Origin of the sequence: Pseudomonas sp. AN-1 (genome assembly GCF_034057115.1) — a bacterium.
In the GTDB taxonomy this organism is placed as follows: Bacteria; Pseudomonadota; Gammaproteobacteria; order Pseudomonadales; family Pseudomonadaceae; genus Geopseudomonas.
Genome location: NZ_CP139195.1, coordinates 2629196 through 2652872, shown reverse-complemented (window position 1 = coordinate 2652872; position 23677 = coordinate 2629196). Strand labels below are relative to the sequence as shown.

The window sequence follows — 23677 nt, the reverse complement described above, 5'->3', positions numbered from 1 at the left end:
TTTGCCGCGGCAGGCCGGCGCCCGGCACGGTTCAGAGATGGAGGATCAGGGTCTTCAGCGGCGGGCGGCCGTCGAAGGAGGGGAAGTCGGCGGCCGGTGCCAGCACCTCGACCTCGCGTACCGGGCGGCCGTTCTTCGCCGCGCAGCGCAGCACCTGTTCGCGCCAGTCGTCCAGCTCGACCCTGGCGAGGTTGTTGCAGCACACCAGGGTGCCGCCCGCGGCGGTGGCCAGCAGCGCCGGCTTGAGCAGGCTCTGGTAGTCACGCAGCAGGTCGACGGTGCCGAAGGCGCTGCGCGCCCAGGCCGGCGGATCGAGGAACACCAGGTCGAACTGCTCGGCGGCCAGGCGCGGGTAGCTCGGCAGGCGCTGGCCGCGGCGGTGCGCCACCGGCAGACCGGCCAGCTGGCGGATCGCCGGGAAGTAGTCGGACTGGATGAAGTGCATTTCCGGCAGGGCCGGATTGAGCGCGCCATTCTCGCGGCCGACCGCCAGGTTGCCCTCGGCGAAGTCGAGGTTGACCACGCGGCGTGCGCCGCCGGCCGCGGCGCACAGGCCGACGCCGCAGGTGTAGGCGAACAGGTTGAGCACCGACCTGCCGGCGCTGTGGCGCCTGACCCAGCCGCGGGCGTTGCGCAGGTCGAGGAACAGCAACGGGTCCTGGCCCGGGTGGCGGGCGCGCACCCGGTAGTTCAGCCCCCACTCGTGGCCGACCAGATCGCTCAGCGCCTCGGGGGTGGGCTGGCAGACCGGGTCCGTGCGGTCGATGCGCGAGTTGGGCTGCGAGCGGTCGTTGTACACCGCCAGCAGCTCGGTGCCGAGAAAGGCCTGGCAGGCGGCGAACAGCTCGAGCAGGGCATCGCGCTCGAGCGGCTGGTGGAAGCTCTGCACCAGCAGCTGCGGGCCGTAGCGGTCGACGGTCAGGCCCGGCGCGCCCTCCTGGCTGCCGTGGAACAGGCGGTAGCAGTCGGTGCCCTGGCCGTGCAGTTCGGCGATCAGGGCCTGACGGCGCTCGAAGGCGGCGCGCAGCGCCTGGTTCAAGGCGGACATGGCGCGTCTCCTCGGGTATGGGGAGCGGCAGTTTACCAGCGCCCGTTCGGGCTGCCGTCGCTTTTCCACGCGCCGGCGCGATGTTCAGCGATGGATGCGCTGCTCGATCAGGTTGTCCACCACGGTCGGGTCGGCCAGGGTCGACAGGTCGCCGAGGTTGTCCAGCTCGTTGCCGGCGATCTTGCGCAGGATGCGCCGCAGGATCTTGCCCGAGCGGGTCTTCGGCAGGCCCGGCGCCCACTGGATCAGATCCGGGCGGGCGAAGTGGCCGACCTCGCGGGCGACCAGCTCGGCGAGCTCCTGGCGCAGGCCCTCGCTGGGCTGGCTGTCCGTCATCAGGGTGACGAAGGCGTAGATGCCCTGGCCCTTGAGGTCGTGCGGGTAGCCGACCACCGCGGCCTCGGCCACCGCGTCGTGCAGCACCAGCGCGCTCTCCACCTCGGCGCTGCCCAGGCGGTGGCCGGAGACGTTGAGCACGTCGTCGACCCGCCCGGTGATCCACCAGTCGCCGTCCTCGTCGCGGCGCGCGCCGTCGCCGGTGAAGTAGTAGCCGGGGTAGGGCCTGAAGTAGGTGTCGAGCAGGCGCTGGTGGTCGCCGAAGACCGTGCGGATCTGGCTCGGCCAGCTGGCCTTGATCGCCAGCAGTCCCGCTCCGGGCCCGTCGATCTCGCAGCCCTGCTCGTCGAGCAGCACCGGCTGCACGCCGAAGAACGGCCGGGTCGCCGAGCCGGGCTTGAGGGTGGTGGCGCCGGGCAGCGGGGCGATCATGATGGCGCCGGTCTCGGTCTGCCACCAGGTGTCGACGATCGGGCAGCGGCTGTCGCCGACCACGTGGTAGTACCACTCCCAGGCCTCCGGGTTGATCGGCTCGCCCACCGAGCCGAGCAGGCGCAGGCTCGCGCGCGAGGTCCGGCGCACCGGCTCCTCGCCCTCGCGCATCAGCGCGCGCAGGGCGGTGGGCGCGGTGTAGAAGATGTTCACGCTGTGCCTGTCGACGATCTGCCAGGGCCGCGCGGCGTCCGGGTAGGCGGGCACGCCCTCGTACAGCAGGGTGATCGCGCCATTGGCCAGCGGCCCGTACACCCCGTAGCTGTGCCCGGTGACCCAGCCGACGTCGGCGGTGCACCAGAACACCTCGCCGTCGCGGTAGTCGAACACGTAGCGGTGGGTCATGGCCGCGGCCAGCAGGTAGCCGCCGGTGCAGTGCAGCACGCCCTTGGGCTTGCCGGTCGAGCCCGAGGTGTAGAGGATGAACAGCGGGTCCTCGGCGTCCATCGGCTCGGCCGGGCAGTCGCCGTCGACCTGGCCGAGCAGCTCGTGGTACCAGTGGTCGCGCCCGGCCAGCCAGTCGATGCCGGCGTGGCGGTGGGCGACCACGATCACGCCGGTCACGTTCGGGCAGTCCCGCAGGGCGTGGTCGACGTTGGCCTTCAGCGGGATGCGCTTGCCGCCGCGCACGCCCTCGTCGGCGGTGATCACCAGCCGGCAGTCGGCGTCCTGGATGCGGTCGCGCAGGGCGTCGGGGGCGAAGCCGCCGAAAACCACCGAGTGCACCGCGCCGATCCGCGCGCAGGCGAGCATGGCGCAGGCCGCCGCCGGGATCATCGGCAGGTAGATGCACACCCGGTCGCCCTTCCTCACCCCCAGCAGCTTCAGCGCATTGGCCAGCCGGCAGACCTGCTCATGCAGCTCGCGGTAGCTGAGGTGGCGGGACTGTCCCGGTTCGTCGCCTTCCCAGATGATCGCGGTCTGCTCGCCGCGGCTGGCCAGGTGGCGGTCCAGGCAGTTGTAGGCGGCGTTGAGCTGGCCGCCCTTGAACCAGCTGGCCTGGCCGCGGGCGAAGTCGCCGTGGTGCACGCTGCGCCAGGGCCTGAACCAGTCGAGGAACTGGCGGGCCTGCTCGCTCCAGAACTGCTCGGGGTGGTCGATGGACTGCCGGTACAGGCGCCGGTAGTCCTCGGCGTGCAGCCAGGCATGGCGGTAGGCGGCGGCATCGACCGGGTGGGGGCGGATGTCGAACATGGCGCAGCTCCTGGAAGGCTGTCCGCGATGTCCTTCAGCGTGGACCCGGATGGGGAGCGTCGCAAGGGCGGCCCGCCGCACGGGCGGGCCGCCCCGGGCTCAGCCGCGGTGGCGGGAGCGGAAGTGGTCGATCAGGCCCTGGGTCGAGCCGTCCTCGGCGGGGCTGGAGTCCTCGCCGGTGAGGCGGGCGTAGAGGGTCTTGCCCAGCTCCTTGCCCAGCTCGACGCCCCACTGGTCGAAGGCGTTGATGCCCCAGATCACGCTCTGGGCGAACACCTTGTGCTCGTAGAGGGCGATCAGCGCGCCGAGACGCTGCGGGCTGACCCGCTCGAGGACGATGGTGTTGCTCGGCCGGTTGCCGGGGATCACCTTGTGCGGCGCCAGGCGCTGCACCTCGCTCTCGGCCAGGCCGGCGGCGCGCAGCTCGGCCTCGGCCTCGGCGAGGGTCTTGCCGCACATCAGCGCCTGGCTCTGCGACAGGCAGTTGGCGAACAGCCACTGGTGGTGGTCGGCCAGCGGATGGTAGCTGGTCACCGGCACGATGAAGTCGGCCGGGATCATCAGGGTGCCCTGGTGCAGCAGCTGGTGGTAGGCGTGCTGGCCGTTGCAGCCGACCCCGCCCCAGATCACCGGGCCGGTGCCGCAGCTCACCGGGCTGCCGTCCTGGCGCACGCGCTTGCCGTTGGATTCCATGTCCAGCTGCTGCAGGTGCTGGTTGAAATTGCGCAGGTTGTGGTCGTAGGGCAGGATCGCGTGGCTCTGCGCGCCCCAGAAGTCGCCGTACCAGACGCCGAGCAGGGCCAGCAGCACCGGCATGTTGGCTTCGAAGGGCGCGGTGAGGAAGTGGCGGTCCATCTTGTAGGCGCCGGCCAGCAGTTCCTTGAAGTTGCCCATGCCGATGGCCAGGGCGATCGGCAGGCCGATCGCCGACCACAGCGAGTAGCGCCCGCCCACCCAGTCCCACATCGGGAAGATGTTCTCTTCGGCGATGCCGAACTCGACCGCCGCCTTGCGGTTGCTGGACACGGCGATGAAGTGGCGGTGCAGGTCGGCCTCGCCGGCGCCCTGGGCGAGCACCCAGCGCCGCGCGGCCTGGGCGTTCTTCAGCGTCTCCAGGGTGCCGAAGGACTTCGAGGAGACGATGAACAGGGTGGTTTCCGCGCGCAGCCTGGCGGTCACCTCGTGGAACTCGCTGCCGTCGACGTTGGCCAGGTAGTGGCAGCGCACGCCGCGCTGGGCGAACGGCAGCAGCGCCTCGGAGACCAGCTGCGGGCCGAGGAAGGAGCCACCGATGCCGATGTTGACCACGTCGGTGATCGGCTTCTCGGTCCAGCCGCGCCACAGGCCGTTGTGGATGCGCTGCACCAGCTCGGTCATCTGCCCGAGCACCCGGTGCACCCCCGGCATCACGTCGACGCCATCGACCAGCACCCGGTCGCCCACCGGGCGGCGCAGGGCGGTGTGCAGCGCCGGGCGGTTCTCCGAGGCGTTCACCGCGGCGCCGTCGAACAGCGCCTCGATCGCCGGGCGCAGCTTCACCTGCTCGGCCAGTGCCAGCAGGGCGGCCAGGCTGTCCTCGTCGATCAGGTTCTTCGAGTAGTCGAGGAACAGGCCGGCCTGGCTCAGCGAGTAGCGCTGGAAGCGCTGCGGATCGGCGGCGAAGGCCTGGCGCAGGCTGAAGTCGTGCATGCGCTCGCGCTCTGCGCGCAGCGCCTGCCAGGCGGGTTGACGAGTGGCATCCAGCGGCTTGAGGTAGTGTTCCATCGACTGACTCGGGTTTCGTTCGGCTAGGGGCGAATGCGACAAGCCCGGAGCGGGTCCGGGCTTGTCGGGACTGCACGGCAGGCGGTCAGGCCACCTGCACGGGGATCGCGTGGCTGGTGTGGCTGAGCTCGTTGCCCGGGTTGAAGTACAGCATGTACGGCTTGTGCTGGCTCAGCTCGGCCTCGCTGTACTGGGCGTAGGTGCAGATGATCAGGCGGTGGCCGACGCCGGCCTTGTGCGCGGCGGCGCCGTTGACCGAGATCACCTTGGAGCCGTCCTCGGCGCGGATCGCGTAGGTGGTGAAGCGCTCGCCGTTGTCGACGTTGTAGATCTGGATCTGCTCGTATTCGCGGATGCCGGCCAGGTCCAGCCATTCGCCGTCGATGGCGCAGGAGCCTTCGTAGTCCAGGACGGCGTGGGTCACCTGGACACGGTGCAGCTTGGCTTTGAGCATGATGGAGTGCATGGCGGGTTCCTCGTCAGGCCGTGGCGTCGAGATCCACGAGCAGGTTGTCGATCAGCCGGGTGGTGCCCAGGCGGGCGGCGGCCAGAATCACCAGCTGGCGGTCGGCGGAGGTGGCCGGGCGCAGGGTGAGCGGATTGCGGATTTCCAGGTAGTCCGGAACGAAGCCGGCATTCTGCAGCTGGGCGCCGGCCTCGGCCAGCAGGGCGGCGTGGTCGGTCTGCCCGCCACGCAGGGCCGCGGCCAGCTCGCTGAGGGTACGGTACAGCTGCGGCGCCACGGCGCGCTGCTCGTCGTCGAGATAGCCGTTGCGCGATGACAGCGCCAGGCCGTCGGCGCCGCGCACGGTCGGCTCGCCGAAGATCTGGATCGGCAGGTTGAGGTCGCGCACCAGCTTGCGGATCACCGCCAGCTGCTGGAAGTCCTTCTCGCCGAAGATCGCCAGGTCGGGCTGGACCATATGGAACAGCTTGGTCACCACCGTGGCCACGCCGTCGAAGTGGCCGGGCCGGCTGGCGCCGCACAGGCCCTCGCTGACGCCCGGCACGCTGACGATGGTCTGCCCGCTCATGCCGTCGGGGTACATCTCCTCGGCGGTCGGCGCGAACAGCAGGTTGCAGCCGGCCTCGAGCAGCTTCTCCTGGTCGGCGGCGAGGGTGCGCGGGTATTTGTCGAGGTCCTCGCCGGCGCCGAATTGCAGCGGGTTGACGAAGATGCTGGCGACCACGAAGTCGGCGCGCTGGGCGGCCTTGGTCACCAGCGCGGCGTGGCCGGCGTGCAGGTTGCCCATGGTCGGCACCAGGCCGATACGCTTGCCTTCGCTGCGCGCGCGCGCGACGGCGGCGCGCAGTTCGCGGACGGTCTTGACGGTGATCATGCGGAGAAACCGTGTTCGGGGGCGGGGAACTGGCCGCTCTTGACGGCCTGGGTGTAGGCGGTCAGGGCGTCCTGGATGCTGGCCTGGCCGGCCATGAAGTTGCGCACGAACTTGGCCGGGCGCGGATTGAGGCCGAGCATGTCGTGGATGACCAGTACCTGGCCGTCGGTGTCGACGCCGGCGCCGATGCCGATCACCGGGATGTTCGCCGCGCGGCTGATCTCGGCGGCCAGCGCGCTGGGCACGCATTCGAGCAGCAGCATGGCGGCGCCGGCCTGCTCGAGGGCCCGGGCGGCCTCGCGCATCTCGCGGGCGCGAGCCTCGTCGCGGCCCTGCACCTTGTAGCCGCCGAACACGTTGACCGACTGCGGGGTGAGGCCCAGGTGCACGCAGGCCGGAATACCGTTCTCGGCCAGGCGCTGCACGGTCTCGCACAGCCAGGCGCCGCCTTCCAGCTTGACCATGTGCGCGCCGGCGCGCATCAGCGCCGCGCTGCTCTCCAGCGCCTGCTCGAGGGTGGCGTAGCTCATGAACGGCAGGTCGCTGAGGATCAGCGCCCCCCGGTTGCCGCGCTTGACGCAGGCAGTGTGGTAGGCCATGTCGGCGACGCTGACCGGCAGGGTACTGTCGTGACCCTGCAGGACGTTGCCGAGCGAGTCGCCGACCAGCAGCACCTCGACCCCGGCGGCGCAGGCGGCGGTGGCGAAGGTGGCGTCGTAGCTGGTCAGCATGACGATCTTCTCGCCGTTCTGCTTGAGCGTACGCAGAGTGGTGAGGGTGACATCAGCCATCAAGAAATCCTCGTGGTGCACCGCAAAAGGGCGCGGGCAAACGGTGCCTATAGTCCCGATGGGGGGCGGTGAAGTCAATCGGCGCCATTTTCCGCCGCTCTCGGCCCGTTGGCCCGTTCGAGGCGCTCCAGCCCGACGAACGGACAGTCGGCGAGCAGCGCCTGCAGCGGCTGGCCGTCGGGCAGGCGCAGATCCGGGGCGATCTCCGCCAGCGGATAGAGGACGAAGGCGCGGGCGTGCATATGGTAGTGCGGCACGCTCAGGCGTTCCTCGTCCAGTTGCAGGTCGCCGAACAGCAGGATGTCCAGGTCCAGAGTGCGCGGCCCCCAGCGCTCGGCCTTGCGCTCGCGGCCCTGCTCGCGCTCGATGGCCTGCAGGGCGTCGAGCAGCTCCAGCGGGGCGAGGCCGCAGTCCAGCGCCGCCACCGCGTTGACGTAGCGCGGCTGATCGGCCGGGCCGAGCGGGTCGCTGGCGTACAGCGAGGACACCGCGGCCAGGCGGCACTGCGGCAGGCGGCCGAGGGCTTCGAGGGCGGCCTCGAGTTGCTGCACCGGCTCGGCCAGGTTGCTGCCCAGGCCGATGTAGACGCGGGTCATCGCCGGCTCACTCCTGCCCGTGGCCGCTCGGCGCGTCGCTGCGGCGCTTGCGCGGGCTGCGCCGGCGCTTGCGCGGCGCAGCCTTGTCGCGGCCCTCGCCCTCGCTGAGGGCGCGGATCATGCCGCGGCGCTCGCTGTCGCTGGCGTCCTGGTAGCGGGTCCACCAGTCGCCGAGGCCGCCGGTTTCCTCGCCGGCCTCCTCGCGCAGCAGCAGGAAGTCGTAGCCGGCGCGGAAGCGCGGATTCTCCAGCAGCAGGTCGGCGCGCTTGCCGTGGCGGCGCGGCAGGCGCTCCTGCATGTCCCAGATCTCGCGCAGCGGCAGGGTGAAGCGCTTGGGGATGGCGGTGCGCCGGCACTGCTCGCTGATCACCTCGTGGGCGGCTTCCTGCAGGGCCGGCAGCGCCGGCATGCCGCGCGCCTGCAGCGCCGCGGCGCGTGCCGGCAGGGCCGGCCAGAGCAGGGCGGCGAACAGGAACGCCGGGGTCACCGGCTTGCCCAAGCGGATGCGCTCGTCGGTGTTGGCCAGCGCCTGGCGGATCAGCGCGCCGGCGTACTCCGGTTCGGCCTTCAGCGCGGCGGCGCTGGCCGGGAACAGCGGGGCGAACAGGCCGTAGTCGCAGAGCATCTCGAAGGTGCGCTCGCCCTGGCCGGACAGCAGCAGCTTGAGCACCTCGTCGAACAGGCGCGCCGAGGGAATGTCGTTGAGCAGCGGCGCCAGGCGGCGGATAGGCGCGGCGCTGTGCTTCTCGATGTCGAAGTCGAGCTTGGCGGCGAAGCGCACCGCGCGCAGCATGCGCACCGGGTCCTCGAGGTAGCGCTGCTCGGGATCGCCGATCAGGCGCACCAGGCGGCTGCGGATGTCGTGCACGCCGCGGGCGTAGTCGAGGATGCGCTCGCTGGCCGGGTCGTAGTACAGGGCGTTGATGGTGAAGTCGCGGCGCTGGGCGTCGTCTTCCTGGCTGCCGTAGACGTTGTCGCGCAGGATGCGCCCGCTCTCGTGGCGCGCAGCCTGGGCGCTGTCCTCATCGTCTTCGCCCTGCGGGTGGTGGGCGCGGAAGGTGGCCACCTCGATGATCTCGCGGCCGAAGTGCACGTGCACCAGCTTGAAGCGGCGGCCGATGACCCGTGCGTTGCGGAACTCGGCGCGCACCTGCTCGGGAGTGGCGCTGGTGGCCACGTCGAAGTCCTTGGGCGTGATGCCCAGCAGCAGGTCGCGCACGCAGCCGCCGACCAGGAAGGCCTGGTAGCCGGCCTGCTGCAGGCGCTCGACCACGTTCACCGCGTTGCGGCTGATCTGCTCGCGCTGCAGCGCGTGCTGGCTGCTGCCGAGCACCTCCGGCGTGGTGCGAACGGCGCGGGCGCGGCGCAGGGGAGAACGGATGGACTGGAACAGCTTCTTCAGCATGGGCGACAGGGTACCGGGATAGGGCGGGAGCGGGGACGGCCCCGCGCGATGGTGGCGGATTCTAGCACTGGCTGGCGGCGATGGTGAACGCGGGGGCGGTAGCGGCCACCCCGGCAGGCGGCAGTGGGGCAACGCCTCAGCCGTCGGTGGCGGCGCCCGACTTGCGGCGCGGGATGCCCAGGCGCTGGCGGCGCTCCCACAGGCACTTGCGGCTGATGCCGAGCTTGCGTGCCAGCTCGGTCTCGGTCATGTGGTCCTGGTGCTCGAGGACGAAGTGCTGGAAGTAGTCCTCCAGCGACAGGTTCTCCGCCGGCTCGCTGCCGCTGCTGGTCGGCAGGCTGTGCAGCTCGCCGGCGAAGTCGTCCTCCAGCTCCAGCTCGACGTCGATGCCCAGCAGGTCGAGCGGGATGCTGTTGCCCTCGCAGAGGATCACCGCGCGCTCGATGGCGTTCTCCAGCTCGCGCACGTTGCCCGGCCAGTTGTAGTGGCGGATCGCCCGCAGCGCCTCGGGCGAGAACTGCAGGGCCTCGCGGCCCATGCGTGCGCACTGGCGCGCGAGGAACACGCGGGCGATGTCCAGCACGTCGTCCTCGCGCTCGCGCAGCGCCGGCAGGCGCAGCGAGATGACGTGCAGGCGGTAGTAGAGGTCCTCGCGGAACTGGCCGTTCTTGGCCAGGTTCTTCAGGTCGCGGTGGGTGGCGGCGATCAGGCGCACGTCGACCTTCTGCGACTGCACCGAGCCGACCCGGCGGATCTCGCCCTCCTGCAGCACGCGCAGCAGGCGCGCCTGGGCCTCCAGCGGCAGCTCGCCGATCTCGTCGAGGAACAGGGTGCCGCCGTCGGCGGCCTCGACCAGGCCGGTGCGCCCGGCGGTGGCGCCGGTGAAGGCGCCCTTCTCGTGGCCGAACAGCTCCGACTCGATCAGGGTCTCGGGGATCGCCGCGCAGTTCACCGAGATCAGCGGCGCCTTGGCGCGGCGCGACAGGTTGTGCAGGGCGCGCGCCACCAGCTCCTTGCCGGTGCCGGACTCGCCCTGGATCAGCACGGTGGAGTCGGTCGGCGCGACCTTGCGGATCTTGCCGAACAGGTCCTGCATCGCCGCGCAGCGGCCGATGATGCCGATCTCGCCGGCGGTCTCGGCGCTGTCGCCGGCGGGCGCCGGGGCGCTGGCGCCCGGTGCGGCAGCCGGCTGCTGGCGCTCGCGGAGGATGCGCGCCACCGCCTGGAGCATCTCGTCGTGGTCGAACGGCTTGGCGATGTAGTCGATGGCGCCGAGCTTCATCGAGTCGACGGCCGAGCGCAGGCTGGCATAGCTGGTCATGATCAGTACCGGCGTGCCGCCGGCCAGGCCGATCAGCTCGGTGCCGGGGGCGCCGGGCAGGCGCAGGTCGCTGACCACCAGGTCGAAGGCGGGGATGCTGTAGCGCTCCTGGGCTTCCTGCACCGAGCCGGCCTCGCTGACCTGGTACTGGTTGCGCTCCAGCAGGCGGCGCAGCGCCGAGCGGATGATGGTTTCGTCTTCGACGATGAGAATATGTGCCATGTCTGTTCAGCTCTCGCGACGTGCTCGGAAGCGTCTGGATCCTGTCGGTGCCGGTCTCTGCAGACGGCTTGGCGAGGGCGCGCCGGGCTTCCGGCGGGGTGGCCGCCCGGGCTTTGCGCGTGCAGTGTCCATCGGCTTCACGGGGTGTCGGCAGCCAGCGGGCCGCCATAGCGCGGCAGGCTGATCCGGATGCGCGTGCCGCGCTGGCGTTCCGGGTCTGCCGGGCTGTCGATGGTTATCTGTCCATAATGCTCCTCGACGATCGAATAGACCAGTGCGAGGCCCAGGCCGGTCCCTTTGCCGGGGTCCTTGGTGGTGAAGAAGGGTTCGAACAGGCGCTCGACGATCGACTGCGGGATGCCCGGTCCCTCGTCCTCGACCATCAGCTCGACGCTGTCGGCGCCGGCCTCGCTGCGCACGCGGATGGCGCCGCCGGGCGGCGAGGCGTCGCGGGCGTTGGACAGCAGGTTGATCAGCACCTGGGCCAGGCGCTGCGGGTCGCCCTCGACCCAGTGCTGCGGGTCGCACAGGTTGAAGTAGTGCACGTCGTAGTCGCGGTTGAGCGACAGCAGGCCGATCGCCTCGCGCGCCACGTCGGCCAGGCACACCGGCTCGCTGGCCTGCTGGCGGCCGCCGGCGTGGGCGAAGCTCATCAGCGACTGGACGATGCGGGTGATGCGCTTGGTCTGCTCGATGATCTGCGCGCAGGTCTCGCTGATCTCGGCATCGCCTTCGCGCTCCTCCCGCAGGTTCTGCGCCAGGCAGGCGATGCCGGTGACCGGATTGCCGATCTCGTGGGCCACGCCGGCGGCGAGGCGGCCGATCGAGGCCAGGCGCTCGGAGTGGATCAGGCGATCCTCCAGCAGCTGGGTCTCGGTGAGGTCCTCGACCAGCAGCACCAGGCCGCTGGTGCCGGGGGCCAGCGGCTCGTCGATGGCCGCCTTGTGCAGGTTGAGCCAGCGGGTCTGGCCGTCGAGCGCCAGGCGCTGCTTGTGCAGGTGCTCGTCGGGCGCTTCGCTGAAGGCGGTGAGCAGGCCGCACCAGGGCTCGGGCAGGGTGGCCAGGCGCGAGCCGACCACGCGCTGCGCCTCGATGCCGGTGAGTTCCTCCATGGCGCGGTTCCACTTGAGGATCTCCTGGTCCTGGGCCAGCGAGCAGACCCCCATCGGCAGCTCCTGCAGGGTCTGCCGGTGGTAGCGGCGCAGGGCGTCGAGTTCGGCGGCCAGGCCGGTCAGGCGCGACTGGTAGTCCTCCAGGCGGCTCTCGATGAAATGGATGTCCTCGGTGACATAGGTGTCGTCGGCGGCCTTGTAGGGCAGGAAGCTCTCGACGATGTCCTGGGCCACGCTCGGCCCCATCAGCCCGGACAGGTTGGCCTCGATGCGGTCGCGCAGGCGGCGCAGGGCATAGGGGCGCTGCTCGTCGAAGGGCAGGCCGAGGTCGCGCAGGGCCTGCTCCACCTCGCGCTGGGCGGTGCGCGCGCCGAGCGGCTTGGCCAGCTCGGCGGCGAATTCCTGCGGCGAGGCGGCGACCAGCTCGCGGCGCTGCGGGCGGCGCACGTTGTCCACCGCGCAGGTCTCGGCGGCGCCCTGTTCCTCGGCGCTCGGCTCGCTGAACAGCGAGACCAGGGTGAACACCAGCACGTTGACCGCCAGCGAGGCGATCGCCGCCAGGTGCCAGCTGGTGTCGTCGAGCACGTAGACCAAGTCCAGCAGCGGCAGGTAGAAGCCGGGCAGGTTGCCGATCAGCGGCAGCAGCATGCTGACGATCCACACGCTGGCGCCGGCCAGCAGCCCGGCGATGAAGCCGCGGCGGTTGGCCGCCGGCCAGTACAGCACCGACAGCGCGCCGGGGAGGAACTGCAGGGTGGCGACGAAGGACACGGTGCCCAGGTGCGACAGCTCCTGGCCCGACTCGATCAGCAGGTAGAAGCCGTAGCTGGCGGCGATGATCGCGACGATCAGGCCACGGCGGGTCCACTTCAGCCAGCGGTAGATGTTGCCCTCGGCCGGGGGCTGGTACAGCGGCAGCACCACGTGGTTGAGCACCATGCCCGACAGCGCCAGGGTGACCACGATGAGCAGTCCGCTGGAGGCGGACAGCCCGCCGATGTAGGCGGCGAGCACCAGCCAGGGGTTGCCGACGTCGATGCCGATGCCGAGGGTGAAGTATTCCGGGCTGGTGGCGACGCCGAGCTTGAGGCCGGCCCACAGGATCGGCGGCACCGCCAGGCTCATCAGCAGCAGGAACAGCGGCAGCGCCCAGCTGGCGCTGACCAGCGCGCGCGGGTTGAGGTTCTCGGCGAAGGCCATGTGGAACATGTGCGGCATGACGATGGCGGCGGCGAAGAACACCAGCAGCAGGGTGCGCCAGGGGCCTTCCTGCAGCGGCGTGTGCAGGGTGGTCAGCGCCTGCTGGTTCTGCAGCAGCCACTGCTCGAGGCCGGCCGGGCCGCCGAACACGCCGAACAGGGCGTACAGGCCGATGGCGGTCATCGCGCACAGCTTGACCAGCGACTCGAAGGCGATGGCCAGCACCAGGCCCTCGTGGCGCTCGCGGGTGGCGATGCGGCGCGAGCCGAAGAGGATGGTGAACAGCGTGATCAATGCGCAGAAGCCCAGCGCCACGCGGGTCTGCACGCGCTCGCCGGTGATGATGCCGATGCTGTCGGCGACCGCCTGGATCTGCAGGGCGAGGAGGGGCAGCACGGCCACCAGCATGAACAGGGTGGTCAGGGTGCCGGCCCAGGTGCTGCGGAAGCGGAAGGCGAACAGGTCGGCCAGCGAGGACAGCTGGTAGGTGCGGGTCAGGCGCAGGATCGGGTAGAGCAGCACCGGGGCGAGCAGGAAGGCGCCGGACAGGCCCAGGTAGATGGCCAGGAAGCCGTAGCCGTACTGGTAGGCCAGGCCCACCGCGCCGTAGAACGCCCAGGCGCTGGCGTACACGCCCAGCGACAGGGTGTAGACCAGCGGGTGGCGTACCAGCGCGCGCGGCAAGGGGCTGCGTTCGGTCAGCCAGGCGAGGCCGAACAGCACCACCAGATAGACCGAGCTGATCAGCAGCAGATGGGAAACGTCAAAGCTCGTCGGCATCGCGCTGGCTCTGGAGGATGAAGGTGACGACGATCAGGATCAGCCAGAGCATGTACGGCCGGTACCAGGCGCCGTTGGGGTCGATCCACCAGTCCATGATGGCCGGGGAGAACAGGTAGATCCCCACCACCAGGAGCAGGACCAGCCGGTAGATATACATGAGGTGCCTCGTCTTGGGATGCCCGGATGGTAACGGAGGTGCGGGAGAAGCAGAAGCCGGTAACGGTCGGGTTGCGCCGTCAGTGCAGCTGTGCTTCGGCGAGGCCGGTCCGGCGCGGGATGGCGTCAGGCCGCCAGTGGCGTACGCCCCAGGCCAGCACCTCGGCGGCGCTGCCCTGCTCCAGTCCTGCCGGCGGCTGCTGGCCGAGGGCGCGCAGGGCGCGGGCGAGCAGGGCGGGCGCCTGGTCGGCGGGCAGCGGTGGCGAGCGGTAGGACTTGCCGAGCTTGTGGCCGTCGGGCTGCAGCAGCAGGGGGATGTGCAGGTAGCGCGGCTGCGGCAGGCCGAGCAGTTCCTGCAGGTACAGCTGGCGCGGGGTGGAGTCGAGCAGGTCGGCGCCGCGCACGATGTCGGTGACGCCCTGCCAGGCGTCGTCGAGCACCACCGCCAGCTGGTAGGCGTACAGGCCGTCGCGGCGGCGGATGATGAAGTCGCCGACCTCGCGGGCCAGGTTCTGCGCATATGCGCCCTGCACGCGGTCGACGAAGCGGTACTCGGCATCCGGCACGCGCAGGCGGATCGCGGCGTCCGCCAGCGGCCGAGCGGCATCGCGGCAGGTGCCGGGGTAGATGGCGTGGCCTTCGAGCTGCTTGCGCGAGCAGTTGCACGGATAGGCCAGGCCGCGGTCCAGCAGGTCGGCCACCGCGGCGGCGTAGGCGCCGTGGCGGTCGCTCTGCCGTTCCACCGGACCGTCCCATTCGAAGCCGTAGGTCTCCAGGGTGCGCAGGATGGCGTCCTGGGCGCCGGGCACCTCGCGCGGCGGATCGAGGTCCTCCATGCGCAGCAGCCAGCGGCCGCCGGCGGCGCGGGCGTCGAGCCAGGAGGCGAGGGCGGCGACCAGCGAGCCGAAGTGCAGGTAGCCGCTGGGCGTGGGGGCGAAGCGGCCGGTGTAGGCGGTGGCTGGGCTCATCGGCGGGCATTCGGCTGGCAGGGCGGAGCGACAGCGGCCCGTGCCGCGCGGGTCGGCAGGGGCCGGAAACAGCACGGGGCGCCGTGGCGCCCCGTCGCGGGTCAGGAACCCAGCTGCTTTTCCTTGATCTCGGCGAGGGTCTTGCAGTCGATGCACAGGGTGGCGGTCGGCCGCGCCTCGAGACGGCGGATACCGATCTCGACACCGCAGGAGTCGCACCAGCCGTACTCGTTGTCCTCGATCAGCTGCAGGGTCTCGTCGATCTTCTTGATCAGCTTGCGCTCGCGGTCGCGGGTGCGCAGCTCCAGGCTGAACTCCTCTTCCTGGCTGGCGCGGTCGGCCGGATCGGGGAAGTTGGCGGCCTCGTCCTGCATGTGGTGCACGGTGCGGTCGACTTCCTCCATCAGCTGCTTCTTCCAGCCGTTGAGGATGCCGACGAAGTGGGCGCGCATCTTGTCGCCCATGTACTCCTCGCCGGGAGTCTCCTGGTAGGGCTCGAAGCTGCGGATCTGGGTGCTTTTGTCTTGGGTATTGGTCGGCATGATCTGTCCGCCTCTCACGTTCGCTGATCCCGTGCGCAGGTTGTGTCCATCAGCGGCATTTTAGCCGTCCCTGCGGTTGCAAGCGGGCGAACCTACCAGAATCGCCGGGTGGATGCCAGTCCGGGGCGCACACGCTCTGCCACGGCGTGTGACAGTTGGCTAGAATCCGCTTTTGCCCTATCGAGGAGGGCCGCATGGCTCCGTCCTACAGCGCGCGCAGTCGCGCCATCGAACCCTTCCACGTCATGGCCCTGCTGGCGCGCGCCAACGAGCTGCAGGCCGCCGGCCACGACGTCATCCACCTGGAGATCGGCGAGCCGGACTTCGCCACCGCCGAGCCCATCGTGCGCGCCGGCCAGGCGGCGCTGGCCGCCGGGCAGACCCGCTACACCGCGGCGCGCGGCCTGCCGGCGCTGCGCGAGGCGCTGGCCGGCTTCTACGCCAGCCGCTACGGGGTGAGCGTGAGTCCCGAGCGCATCCTGATCACCCCCGGCGGCAGCGGCGCGCTGCTGCTGGCCAGCGCCCTGCTGGTCGATCCGGGCAAGCACTGGCTGCTCGCCGATCCCGGCTATCCGTGCAACCGCCACTTCCTGCGCCTGGTCGAGGGCGATGCCCGGCTGGTGCCGGTGGGGCCCGAGGACAACTACCAGCTGAGCCCCGCGCTGATCGAGCGCCACTGGGACGTCGACAGCGTCGGCGCGCTGGTCGCCTCGCCGGCCAACCCGACCGGCACCGTGCTGTCGCGCGTCGAGCTGGCCGCGCTGTCCGCGGCGCTGCGCGCGCGCGGCGGCCATCTGGTGGTCGACGAGATCTACCACGGCCTGACCTACGGCCTCGACGCGCCCAGCGTGCTGGAGGTGGACGATGGCGCCTTCGTGCTCAACAGCTTCTCCAAGTACTTCGGCATGACCGGCTGGCGCCTCGGCTGGCTGGTGGCGCCGCAGGACGCGGTGCCCGAGCTGGAGAAGCTGGCGCAGAACCTCTACATCAGCGCGCCGACCGTGGCCCAGCACGCCGCGCTGGCCTGCTTCGAGGCGGAGACCCTGGCGATCCTCGAGGCGCGCCGCGCCGAGTTCGCCCGCCGCCGCGACTACCTGCTGCCGGCCCTGCGCGCGCTGGGCTTTCGCATCGCCGTCGAACCGCAGGGCGCCTTCTACCTGTACGCCGACGTCTCGGCGTTCGGTGGCGATTCCTACGCGCTGTGCCGGCATCTGCTGGAGACCGAGCACGTGGCCATCACCCCGGGGCTGGACTTCGGCCGCCACCTGGCCGACCGCCATGTGCGCTTCGCCTACACCCAGGGCGTGCCGCGCCTGGAGCAGGCGGTCGAGCGCATCGCCCGCGGCCTGAGGACCTGGCGGCCCGATGCGCTTTGACCCGCCGCTGGAGGAGGGGCGCCTGCTGCGTCGCTACAAGCGCTTCCTCGCCGACATCGAGACCGCGGCCGGCGAGACGCTGACCATCCACTGCCCGAACACCGGCTCGATGCTCAACTGCATGGCCGAGGGCGGGCGGGTCTGGTTCAGCCGCTCGAATGATCCGAAGCGCAAGCTGCCCGGCACCTGGGAGCTGAGCGAGACGCCGCAGGGCCGCCTGGCCTGCGTCAACACCGCCAGGGCCAATGCGCTGGTCGAGGAGGCGCTGCGCGCCGGCGTCATCGCCGAACTGGCCGGGTTCGCCGGGCTGCGTCGCGAGGTGCGCTACGGCGTGGAGAACAGCCGCGCCGACTTCCGCCTCGACTATGCCGAAGGCGTCGCCTTCGTCGAGGTGAAGAGCGTCACCCTGGGCTTTCCCGGCACGCCGGTGGCGGCCTTCCCCGATGCGCGCACCGAGCGCGGCAGCAAGCACCTGCGCGAGCTGGCCGCCCTGGCGCGCCAGGGCGTGCGGGCGGTGCAGCTGTACTGCGTCAACCTGGCGGGCGCCCGGGCGGTGCGGCCGGCGCAGGAGATCGACCCGCACTACGCCGCGGCGCTGCGCGAGGCGCTGGCGGCCGGGGTGGAGGTGCTGGCCTACGGCGCCGAGCTGTCGCCGCAGGAGATCCGTCTGACCCGGCGCCTGGAGGTGCTGCTCTAGCCAGCGGCTACAGGGTGACCCAGACACCGCCGTCCTGCTCGCGGCAGGCCAGCGCCGCGAGGCTTTCCCCGGCGCAGGGCCCGGCCACGCACTCGCCGCTCTCGATGAGGAACAGCGCGCCATGGGTGGCGCACTGGATCAGGCTGGCGCTGTCGTCGAGGAACTGGTCGGGCTGCCACTCCAGCGGAATGCCGCGGTGCGGGCAGCGGTTGCGGTAGGCGTACACCCGGCCCTCGCGGCGCACCAGCAGCAGGCTGGTACCGGCAATGCTGGCGCCCCGGCTGGCGCCTTCGGGTAGTTGCTGGCTGTCGCACAGGCGCTGCTGATCCATTCCGATTCCCCCCTCGTGTCTGCCGATTATCCCCAGCGTCGTGCATTCCTGCCAGGTCGGGGCTGGCCGCGGCCGCTGCGGGCTCTTATCCTGCAGCGCTGATTTCCCCGGCAGAGCCTTGCGCCATGCATTCCCCCGTCCCCGGCCGCGTGCTGATCCCCGCCCTGCTGCTGCTGCTGGCGCTGGCCTTCTGGCTGGCGCTGGCGCTCGGCCCGGTCAGCCTGTCGCTGGGCGACAGCCTGCGCGCCCTGCTGCGCCTGGCCGGCCTGCCGCTGGCGGGCGCGGGGCTGGAGCAGGCCGAGCTGATCGTCGGCCAGATCCGCCTGCCGCGCGCCCTGCTCGGCCTCGCCGTGGGCGCGGTGCTGGCGCTGTGCGGGGTGGCGATGCAGGGACTGTTCCGCAACCCGCTGGCCGACCCCGGCCTGGTCGGCGTGTCCAGCGGTGCGGCCCTCGGTGCGGCGCTGGCCATCGTCGGCGCTGCGCTGCTCGGTGGCGCGCCGGCCTGGCTGGCGCCCTGGCTGCTGTCGGTCTGCGCCTTCGCCGGCGGCCTCGGTGTCACCGCGCTGGTCTATCGTCTCGGCCGCCACGACGGCGAGACGCGGGTGGCGACCATGCTGCTGGCCGGTGTCGCCGTCACCGCGCTGGCGGGGGCCGGCATCGGCCTGTTCAGCTACCTGGCCGACGACGCCACCCTGCGCAGCCTGACCTTCTGGAACCTCGGCAGCCTCAACGGCGCCAGCTACGCGCGGCTGTGGCCGCTGCTGCCGGTGGTGGTGGTGGTGGCGCTGTGGCTGCCGCGCCGCGCCGCGGCGCTGAACGCCCTGCTGCTCGGCGAGTCGGAGGCCCGCCACCTCGGCTTCGAGGTCGAGCGGCTCAAGCGCGAGCTGGTGCTGTGCACCGCGCTGGGCGTCGGCGCGGCGGTGGCGGCGGCGGGGATGATCGGCTTCGTCGGCCTGGTGGTGCCGCACCTGGTGCGCCTGCTCAGTGGCCCCGACCATCGCCTGCTGCTGCCGGCCGCTGCACTGGCCGGCGCCGCCCTGCTGCTGCTCGCCGACCTTGCCGCGCGCCTGCTGCTGGCGCCGGCCGAGCTGCCGCTGGGCACCCTCACCGCGCTGCTCGGCGCGCCCTTCTTCCTCTACCTGCTGCGCCGGGAGCGGTTCTGATGCTGTGCGCCGAAGGCCTGCAGGTGTGCCGTGGCGGCTGCCCGGTGCTGAGCGGGATCGACCTGCAGCTGCGCCCCGGCGAGCTGTTCGGCGTGCTCGGCCCCAACGGCGCCGGCAAGAGCACCCTGCTCGGCGCGCTGTGCGGCGAACTGGCGCCTTCCGCCGGGCGGGTGCTGCTGGACGGGCGCCCGCTGGCCGCCTGGGGCGGGCGCGAGCAGGCGCAACGGCTCGCCGTGCTGCCGCAGAGTTCGACGCTGAGCTTCGCCTTCCGTGTCGACGAGGTGGTGGCCATGGGCCGCCTGCCCCATGCCAGCGGCCGCCAGCGCGATGGCGAGATCGTCGCCGCCGCGCTGGCGGCGGCGGACATCGCCCATCTGGGCGGACGCAGCTACCTGGCGCTGTCCGGCGGCGAGCGCCAGCGCGTGCACCTGGCGCGGGTGCTCGCCCAGCTGTGGCCGGGCGCGGCAGGCCAGGTGCTGCTGCTCGACGAGCCGACCGCGATGCTCGACCCGCTGCACCAGCACGCCATCCTGCAGGCGGTGCAGGCGCTGGCCGCGCGCGGCGTGGCGGTGCTGGTGATCCTCCATGATCTCAACCTGGCGGCGCGCTACTGCGACCGCCTGCTGCTGCTCGCCGGCGGCCGCGTGCAGGCCCTGGGCACCCCGGGCGAGGTGCTGCAGCCCGAGCCCATCCGCGCCGTGTTCGGTCTCGAGGTGCTGGTGCAGCGCCACCCCGAACGCGGCCATCCGCTGATCATCGCCCGCTGAGGAAGAACGTCGATGCGCATCCTGCTGCTGCTCTGCCTGACCCTGCTGGCCGCCTGCCAGTCCTCTCCGCCGTTGCCGCCGCTGCCGCAATGGCAGGGCCCCGAGGGGCGCGGGCATGCCGAGCTGGGGGCGATCGTCGACCTGCGCAGCGGCGAGCGGCTGACCCCGGCGCAACTGGTCGAGCGCCTGGCGCCGGCCAGGCGCCTGCTGGTCGGCGAGCGGCACGACAATGCCGACCACCACGCCCTGCAGCTGTGGCTGCTGCGGGCGCTGGAGCGCCGCCGCGCACCGGGCAGCCTGCTGCTGGAGATGCTCGAGCCCGGCCAGCAGGCGTCGGTCGACGCCGTGCGCGCCCGGGTGGCGCGCAGCCAGTGGCCGGCCGACCTGCCGGCGGCGCTGGCCTGGCAGAAGGGCTGGGACTGGCAGCAGTACGGTGCGCTGGTGCGCCATGCCCTGGCCCGGCCGGAGCCGCTGCTGGCCGCCAACCTGACCCGCGCCGAGGTGATGCGGGTCTATCGCGAGGGTGCGCCGCTGCCGGGAGCGTCCGCGGGTGCAGCGGCGGTGCGCGAGGCGCTGCTTGGGCAGATCCGCGAGGCGCACTGCGATCTGCTGCCGCCGGGTCAGCTGCCGGCCATGCTGGCGGTGCAGCAGCAGCGCGACCGGCGCATGGCCGAGCGCCTGCTGGCGGCACCGGCCCCGGCGGTCCTGCTCGCCGGGGCCTATCACGTGCGTCGCGATCTCGGCGTGCCGCTGCACCTGGCCGATCTGGGCGCGGGCGACGGTGTGCAGGTGCTGCAGCTGGCGGAAGTCGGCCAGCCGGTCGGTGCCGACCAGGCCGACTTCGTCTGGTACACCCCGGCGCCGCCGCCGCAGGATCATTGCGCCGGCCTGCGTCCGGCGCGCTGAGGCGGGGACATTCGCCAGGCAAAAAAAGACCCGGCGCGTGCCGGGTCGAAACCGTGATTAGCCTGATGAGGAGATAAACCGGAGAAACGGCTGCCATCTCTCGTTTATCGGCCGGTCTCGCGACCAGCTGAGTTGATGATAATTGTTTTCATTTAAGAGTCAAGCGCATCTGAGCTGTTTTTTCTGGCATGAAAAAAGGCGAGCGGATTGCTCCGTTCGCCTTGGGCTCGGTAACCGTCTGCGCTTCAGGCGGGCTGCTCGTCGCGCAGCTGGGTGACCTCCTGATTGAGCAGGCGCACGCGACGGGCCAGGCTCTCGATCAGGCTGTGGGCGATGCGCGGATTGCTGTGCATCAGGCTGACGAACTGTTCCTTGGGGATCGCCATCACCGTGCAGGGCTCGCTGGCGATCACCGTGGCGCTGCGCTGTTCGCCGGTGAACACGGCCATGGCGCCGAAGATCTCGTCCTTCTGCACGTCGCCGACCCGATGGCCGTCGACGAACGCCTCGGCATGCCCCTCGACGATGATGAACACGTTGTCGGCTTCGTCGCCCTGGTGGATCAGCTCCTCGCCGGCGGCGAAGTGCAGGAAGCCGGTGCTCGGCCGCAGTTCGGGCTGGCGCAGGCGGGCGAGGGCATCGGAGAGCAGGGCGATCTGGCCGCTGAGATACTGGGTGAGCAGTTCCTGGCGCCGCGGGTCGGCATGGATGTGGGCGAAGGCGGCGGCGCGCGCGTAGGGGCGCAGGCGCACCGGGTCTTCGCAGCCGATGCGGCAGGCGGGCAGTTCGAGCCCCTGGCGCAGGCCGAGCAGGTCGCCCTCGCAGAGGTAGAACACCGGGCGCTCGTCGATGCTGGCCTGCAGCAGGCCGCTCTCGACGAGGAACAGCTGGTCGCCCGGCAGGGCGCCGAGCACGTCCGGCAGGTCGGCGATCTCCAGCGCTGGCCCGGCAGGCTCGAGGCCCTCCAGCATCTGGGCGGGCAGGCTCTGCAGGTGGTTGATCAGTTGATCGGCGTAGGCCGGTTGCTCGCCGGTGAGATACATGGGCGCGATTCCTTGAAGGGCAGTTCGAACGATGGCGCCAGGCGCCTGTAGACAATAGGGCTTTCGCCGCGCCAGGTAAATTCGCTGCTGTGGAGGTTGTGAGCTAGCTCTTGTTGCGTGGTTCCTGGACATCGAGCTGGGCCAGCAGGCGGGCCTTGTGCTCGTCGCTCAGCTCGCTCCAGTGGCGGTCGAGCAGGGCGCCCTCGATCGAGTAGAGCAGCACCCGCGAGGCGTTGAAGCCGCGGGCCAGCACCGCGCGGTAGGCGGCGACCGCTCCGCGACGGCGCAGTTCGCTGGCGCTGTGGATGCCGACGGCATGCAGCCAGAGTGCCGAGGTCTTGCCGAGGTTCTTCATCTGCAGCAGCTCGTCGTTCATTCCTTCCCCCTTGCTCGCCGGCGCTACCGGAGGACGCCCTGCAACTCCGCATTTTCGGCGTCTTGCAGGGAAGTCTAGTCGGCACCGGAAAGCCCGCGACTACCGTCAGTCGCGGGCTGCAGGGGCAGTGGTGACGCGCTTCAGATGCCTGGCAGGTGGCGACGGATGCGCTCGACCAGGCCGTCGAGGCTGGCGGCCTCGTGGGTGTCGATGCGCCCGCTGTGGGCCTGCTCGTCGGCGTCGAGCGGTTCGCGCCCGGTTTCCTGGTCCTTGATTACCGCCAGGGTCGCGTCGGAAGGATCGCGCCCCTCGCTCTGCCGTTCGGCCAGCCAGGCGGCGATCACCGCCTCGGGGGCGTGGCAGTCGAGGATCAGGAAGGGCACGCCGGTCTGCTCGGCCACGGCCTGGGCGGCCTGGCGCTGGCTGCGCTTGAGGTAGGTGGCGTCCAGTGCCACCGGGAAGCCGGCCAGGAGGATGTCGCCGGCCAGCGCGTGCAGGCGGGCGTAGGTGGCCTCGCTGGCGCTGGTCGAGTACAGCTCGGCTTGCGCGGCGTCGGGGTACAGGCGCTTGCGCTCGACGTCCGAGCGCAGGCGGATCGCGCCGAAGGCTTCGACCAGGCGCAGCGCCACGTGGCTCTTGCCGACTGCGGAGACGCCATGGGTGATGGCCAGGAAGCGTGCCGGGATGGCGGCGTAGCTCTCCGCCAGGGCGGCATAGTTGCGGTACTGGCGCAGGATCACTGCACGCTCGACCGGGTCCTGCTCCTGGGCCAGGCGGAACAGGCTGATCTTGGCGCGTACCATGGCGCGGTAGGCCTTGTAGAACGGCAGCAGGGTCAGGCCCCGGTAGTCGCCGGTGTGCTCCAGGTAGGCATTGATGAAGCGCCGGGCCAGCGCCTTGAGGCCGCGGTCCTCGAGGTCCATGGCGAGGAAGGCGGCGTCGCTGATCACGTCGATCAGGCGGAACGGCTCGTTGAACTCGATGCAGTCGAACAGCACCGGACGCTCGTCCAGCAGGGTGACGTTGGCCAGGTGGATGTCGCCGTGGCACTCGCGGATGAAGCCGTCGGCCTTGCGCTGCTCGAGCAGCGGCTGCAGGCGGGTGAAGGTGTCCTCGGCCCAGGCCTCGAGGTGGCGCAGTTGCTCGAGATCGGCGGCCTCCTCGAGCAGCGGGCGGATCTGCTCGAAGTTCTGCCGCACCGGCGCCATCACCGCCTCGGCGCTGCCCAGCGGATGCTCCAGCGGCACGCGGGCGGCCTCGGCGTGCAGGGCGGCGATGCCCTCGGCGAGGGTGTCGATGTGCGCGGGCGTCAGCTCGCCGCGGGCCAGCACGTTGGACAGCAGGCCGCTCTGCGGGAACTGGCGCATCTTCAGCACGTGGTCGAGGATCGGGCCGTCGCCGCCGAGCTGCGGGGCATCGAGGCTGCCGGTGACCGGCAGCACCTCGAGGTAGAGGTCCGGGGCGGTGCGCTGGTTGAGGCGCAGCTCCTCGCGGCAGAAGTGCGCGCGGGCCTCGGCGCTGCTGAAATCGAGGAAGCCGAAGTCGACCGGCTTCTTCAGCTTGTAGGCGTAGGGGCCGGTGAGCAGAACCCAGGAGATGTGCGTCTCGATGACGTCGAAGCCCTCCACCGGGTGCGGATACAGGGCAGGATTCTGCAGGGCCTCGATCAGGGACTGGGGCACAGGGCGTCCTTTTCGTCGGAAAAATGGCTGGGCCCGCATTATGGCGGCTGCAGTCGGTCGTGCAAA

General features: G+C 71.1%; 22 protein-coding genes. 5 read left to right on the top strand and 17 right to left on the bottom strand.

Features of this window, described 5'->3' with window-relative positions:
- Positions 1-31 precede the first annotated feature (31 nt).
- From SK095_RS12475 to dksA, 13 genes are all read right to left on the bottom strand, one after another.
- Complete coding sequence (locus SK095_RS12475; RefSeq protein ID WP_320546481.1) at positions 32-1048, bottom strand: class I SAM-dependent rRNA methyltransferase; 1017 nt, start codon at positions 1046-1048, stop codon at positions 32-34.
- An 84-nt stretch (positions 1049-1132) separates the two neighbouring features.
- Positions 1133-3070: an acetate--CoA ligase gene (gene acs, locus SK095_RS12470; RefSeq protein WP_320546480.1), complete on the bottom strand. Its 1938-nt coding sequence runs from the start codon at positions 3068-3070 to the stop codon at positions 1133-1135.
- Positions 3071-3169: 99 nt separating this feature from the next.
- Complete coding sequence (gene pgi, locus SK095_RS12465) at positions 3170-4834, bottom strand: glucose-6-phosphate isomerase (RefSeq protein WP_320546479.1); 1665 nt, start codon at positions 4832-4834, stop codon at positions 3170-3172.
- Positions 4835-4919: 85 nt separating this feature from the next.
- Entirely contained in the window at positions 4920-5300 is a 381-nt protein-coding gene (gene panD, locus SK095_RS12460) for an aspartate 1-decarboxylase (protein WP_136489975.1), read from the bottom strand.
- A 13-nt stretch (positions 5301-5313) separates the two neighbouring features.
- Positions 5314-6174 carry a pantoate--beta-alanine ligase gene (gene panC / locus SK095_RS12455; protein WP_136489976.1) on the bottom strand — a complete coding sequence of 287 codons (861 nt, stop codon included), beginning with the start codon at positions 6172-6174 and terminating at the stop codon, positions 5314-5316.
- Positions 6171-6965, bottom strand: a complete 795-nt coding sequence (gene panB / locus SK095_RS12450; RefSeq protein WP_136489977.1) for a 3-methyl-2-oxobutanoate hydroxymethyltransferase — start codon at positions 6963-6965, stop codon at positions 6171-6173. Before panB ends, panC begins: the two co-directional genes overlap by 4 nt.
- 74 nt (positions 6966-7039) lie before the next feature.
- Positions 7040-7561, bottom strand: coding sequence for a 2-amino-4-hydroxy-6-hydroxymethyldihydropteridine diphosphokinase (gene folK / locus SK095_RS12445; protein WP_320546478.1), 522 nt, complete (start codon positions 7559-7561; stop codon positions 7040-7042).
- A 7-nt stretch (positions 7562-7568) separates the two neighbouring features.
- Positions 7569-8966, bottom strand: coding sequence for a polynucleotide adenylyltransferase PcnB (locus SK095_RS12440; protein WP_136489979.1), 1398 nt, complete (start codon positions 8964-8966; stop codon positions 7569-7571).
- Positions 8967-9102: 136 nt separating this feature from the next.
- On the bottom strand, positions 9103-10509 hold the full coding sequence (locus SK095_RS12435) for a sigma-54 dependent transcriptional regulator (protein ID WP_320546477.1): 1407 nt from the start codon (positions 10507-10509) through the stop codon (positions 9103-9105).
- A gap of 137 nt (positions 10510-10646) precedes the next feature.
- Positions 10647-13601, bottom strand: a complete 2955-nt coding sequence (locus SK095_RS12430) for a sensor histidine kinase (protein WP_320546476.1) — start codon at positions 13599-13601, stop codon at positions 10647-10649.
- Entirely contained in the window at positions 13585-13761 is a 177-nt protein-coding gene (locus SK095_RS12425; RefSeq protein WP_136489982.1) for a hypothetical protein, read from the bottom strand. The genes SK095_RS12430 and SK095_RS12425 overlap by 17 nt, the downstream gene beginning before the upstream one ends.
- 79 nt (positions 13762-13840) lie before the next feature.
- The gene (gene gluQRS / locus SK095_RS12420; protein WP_320546475.1) at positions 13841-14728 is read right to left on the bottom strand and encodes a tRNA glutamyl-Q(34) synthetase GluQRS; all 888 of its coding nucleotides are present in this window, start codon (positions 14726-14728) and stop codon (positions 13841-13843) included.
- 101 nt (positions 14729-14829) lie between these two features.
- On the bottom strand, positions 14830-15270 hold the full coding sequence (gene dksA, locus SK095_RS12415) for an RNA polymerase-binding protein DksA (RefSeq protein ID WP_136489984.1): 441 nt from the start codon (positions 15268-15270) through the stop codon (positions 14830-14832).
- Between the two features lie 194 nt (positions 15271-15464).
- Between dksA and SK095_RS12410 the strand changes: the two genes are divergently transcribed.
- Positions 15465-16646 carry a pyridoxal phosphate-dependent aminotransferase gene (locus tag SK095_RS12410; RefSeq protein WP_320546474.1) on the top strand — a complete coding sequence of 394 codons (1182 nt, stop codon included), beginning with the start codon at positions 15465-15467 and terminating at the stop codon, positions 16644-16646.
- Entirely contained in the window at positions 16636-17343 is a 708-nt protein-coding gene (sfsA, locus tag SK095_RS12405) for a DNA/RNA nuclease SfsA (protein WP_320546473.1), read from the top strand. The genes SK095_RS12410 and sfsA overlap by 11 nt, the downstream gene beginning before the upstream one ends.
- A 7-nt stretch (positions 17344-17350) precedes the next feature.
- On the opposite strand, the gene SK095_RS12400 is transcribed toward sfsA, so the two are convergent.
- A complete protein-coding gene (locus SK095_RS12400) occupies positions 17351-17674 on the bottom strand; it encodes a Rieske (2Fe-2S) protein (protein WP_320546472.1) in 324 nt (107 codons plus the stop codon).
- A gap of 125 nt (positions 17675-17799) precedes the next feature.
- Here SK095_RS12400 and SK095_RS12395 point away from each other — a divergent pair, with 125 nt between their 5' ends.
- Genes SK095_RS12395 through SK095_RS12385 form a run of 3 tightly spaced genes read left to right on the top strand, consistent with a single transcriptional unit; the run spans position 17800 to position 20510 of the window.
- Positions 17800-18837 (top strand): iron ABC transporter permease, encoded by a 1038-nt coding sequence (locus SK095_RS12395; protein WP_320546471.1) that lies wholly within the window; start codon positions 17800-17802, stop codon positions 18835-18837.
- On the top strand, positions 18837-19604 hold the full coding sequence (locus SK095_RS12390) for a heme ABC transporter ATP-binding protein (RefSeq protein ID WP_320546470.1): 768 nt from the start codon (positions 18837-18839) through the stop codon (positions 19602-19604). The genes SK095_RS12395 and SK095_RS12390 overlap by 1 nt, the downstream gene beginning before the upstream one ends.
- A gap of 12 nt (positions 19605-19616) precedes the next feature.
- Positions 19617-20510 (top strand): ChaN family lipoprotein, encoded by an 894-nt coding sequence (locus SK095_RS12385; protein WP_320546469.1) that lies wholly within the window; start codon positions 19617-19619, stop codon positions 20508-20510.
- A gap of 245 nt (positions 20511-20755) precedes the next feature.
- Here SK095_RS12385 and SK095_RS12380 read toward each other — a convergent pair whose 3' ends face one another.
- From SK095_RS12380 to SK095_RS12370, 3 genes are all read right to left on the bottom strand, one after another.
- Positions 20756-21553, bottom strand: coding sequence for a cyclic nucleotide-binding domain-containing protein (locus SK095_RS12380; RefSeq protein WP_320546468.1), 798 nt, complete (start codon positions 21551-21553; stop codon positions 20756-20758).
- A 103-nt stretch (positions 21554-21656) separates the two neighbouring features.
- A complete protein-coding gene (locus SK095_RS12375) occupies positions 21657-21929 on the bottom strand; it encodes a TfoX/Sxy family protein (RefSeq protein ID WP_136489992.1) in 273 nt (90 codons plus the stop codon).
- Between the two features lie 140 nt (positions 21930-22069).
- Entirely contained in the window at positions 22070-23611 is a 1542-nt protein-coding gene (locus tag SK095_RS12370) for an AAA family ATPase (RefSeq protein WP_320546467.1), read from the bottom strand.
- Positions 23612-23677 lie beyond the last annotated feature (66 nt).

What these genes read in the sequence shown, in the direction of transcription:
- SK095_RS12475 (WP_320546481.1), bottom strand. Translation starts at nt 1,048, where the DNA reads ATGTCCGCCTTGAACCAGGCGCTGCGCGCCGCCTTCGAGCGCCGTCAG.
- acs (WP_320546480.1), bottom strand. Translation starts at nt 3,070, where the DNA reads ATGTTCGACATCCGCCCCCACCCGGTCGATGCCGCCGCCTACCGCCAT.
- pgi (WP_320546479.1), bottom strand. Translation starts at nt 4,834, where the DNA reads ATGGAACACTACCTCAAGCCGCTGGATGCCACTCGTCAACCCGCCTGG.
- panD (WP_136489975.1), bottom strand. Translation starts at nt 5,300, where the DNA reads ATGCACTCCATCATGCTCAAAGCCAAGCTGCACCGTGTCCAGGTGACC.
- panC (WP_136489976.1), bottom strand. Translation starts at nt 6,174, where the DNA reads ATGATCACCGTCAAGACCGTCCGCGAACTGCGCGCCGCCGTCGCGCGC.
- panB (WP_136489977.1), bottom strand. Translation starts at nt 6,965, where the DNA reads ATGGCTGATGTCACCCTCACCACTCTGCGTACGCTCAAGCAGAACGGC.
- folK (WP_320546478.1), bottom strand. Translation starts at nt 7,561, where the DNA reads ATGACCCGCGTCTACATCGGCCTGGGCAGCAACCTGGCCGAGCCGGTG.
- SK095_RS12440 (WP_136489979.1), bottom strand. Translation starts at nt 8,966, where the DNA reads ATGCTGAAGAAGCTGTTCCAGTCCATCCGTTCTCCCCTGCGCCGCGCC.
- SK095_RS12435 (WP_320546477.1), bottom strand. Translation starts at nt 10,509, where the DNA reads ATGGCACATATTCTCATCGTCGAAGACGAAACCATCATCCGCTCGGCG.
- SK095_RS12430 (WP_320546476.1), bottom strand. Translation starts at nt 13,601, where the DNA reads ATGCCGACGAGCTTTGACGTTTCCCATCTGCTGCTGATCAGCTCGGTC.
- SK095_RS12425 (WP_136489982.1), bottom strand. Translation starts at nt 13,761, where the DNA reads ATGTATATCTACCGGCTGGTCCTGCTCCTGGTGGTGGGGATCTACCTG.
- gluQRS (WP_320546475.1), bottom strand. Translation starts at nt 14,728, where the DNA reads ATGAGCCCAGCCACCGCCTACACCGGCCGCTTCGCCCCCACGCCCAGC.
- dksA (WP_136489984.1), bottom strand. Translation starts at nt 15,270, where the DNA reads ATGCCGACCAATACCCAAGACAAAAGCACCCAGATCCGCAGCTTCGAG.
- SK095_RS12410 (WP_320546474.1), top strand. Translation starts at nt 15,465, where the DNA reads ATGGCTCCGTCCTACAGCGCGCGCAGTCGCGCCATCGAACCCTTCCAC.
- sfsA (WP_320546473.1), top strand. Translation starts at nt 16,636, where the DNA reads ATGCGCTTTGACCCGCCGCTGGAGGAGGGGCGCCTGCTGCGTCGCTAC.
- SK095_RS12400 (WP_320546472.1), bottom strand. Translation starts at nt 17,674, where the DNA reads ATGGATCAGCAGCGCCTGTGCGACAGCCAGCAACTACCCGAAGGCGCC.
- SK095_RS12395 (WP_320546471.1), top strand. Translation starts at nt 17,800, where the DNA reads ATGCATTCCCCCGTCCCCGGCCGCGTGCTGATCCCCGCCCTGCTGCTG.
- SK095_RS12390 (WP_320546470.1), top strand. Translation starts at nt 18,837, where the DNA reads ATGCTGTGCGCCGAAGGCCTGCAGGTGTGCCGTGGCGGCTGCCCGGTG.
- SK095_RS12385 (WP_320546469.1), top strand. Translation starts at nt 19,617, where the DNA reads ATGCGCATCCTGCTGCTGCTCTGCCTGACCCTGCTGGCCGCCTGCCAG.
- SK095_RS12380 (WP_320546468.1), bottom strand. Translation starts at nt 21,553, where the DNA reads ATGTATCTCACCGGCGAGCAACCGGCCTACGCCGATCAACTGATCAAC.
- SK095_RS12375 (WP_136489992.1), bottom strand. Translation starts at nt 21,929, where the DNA reads ATGAACGACGAGCTGCTGCAGATGAAGAACCTCGGCAAGACCTCGGCA.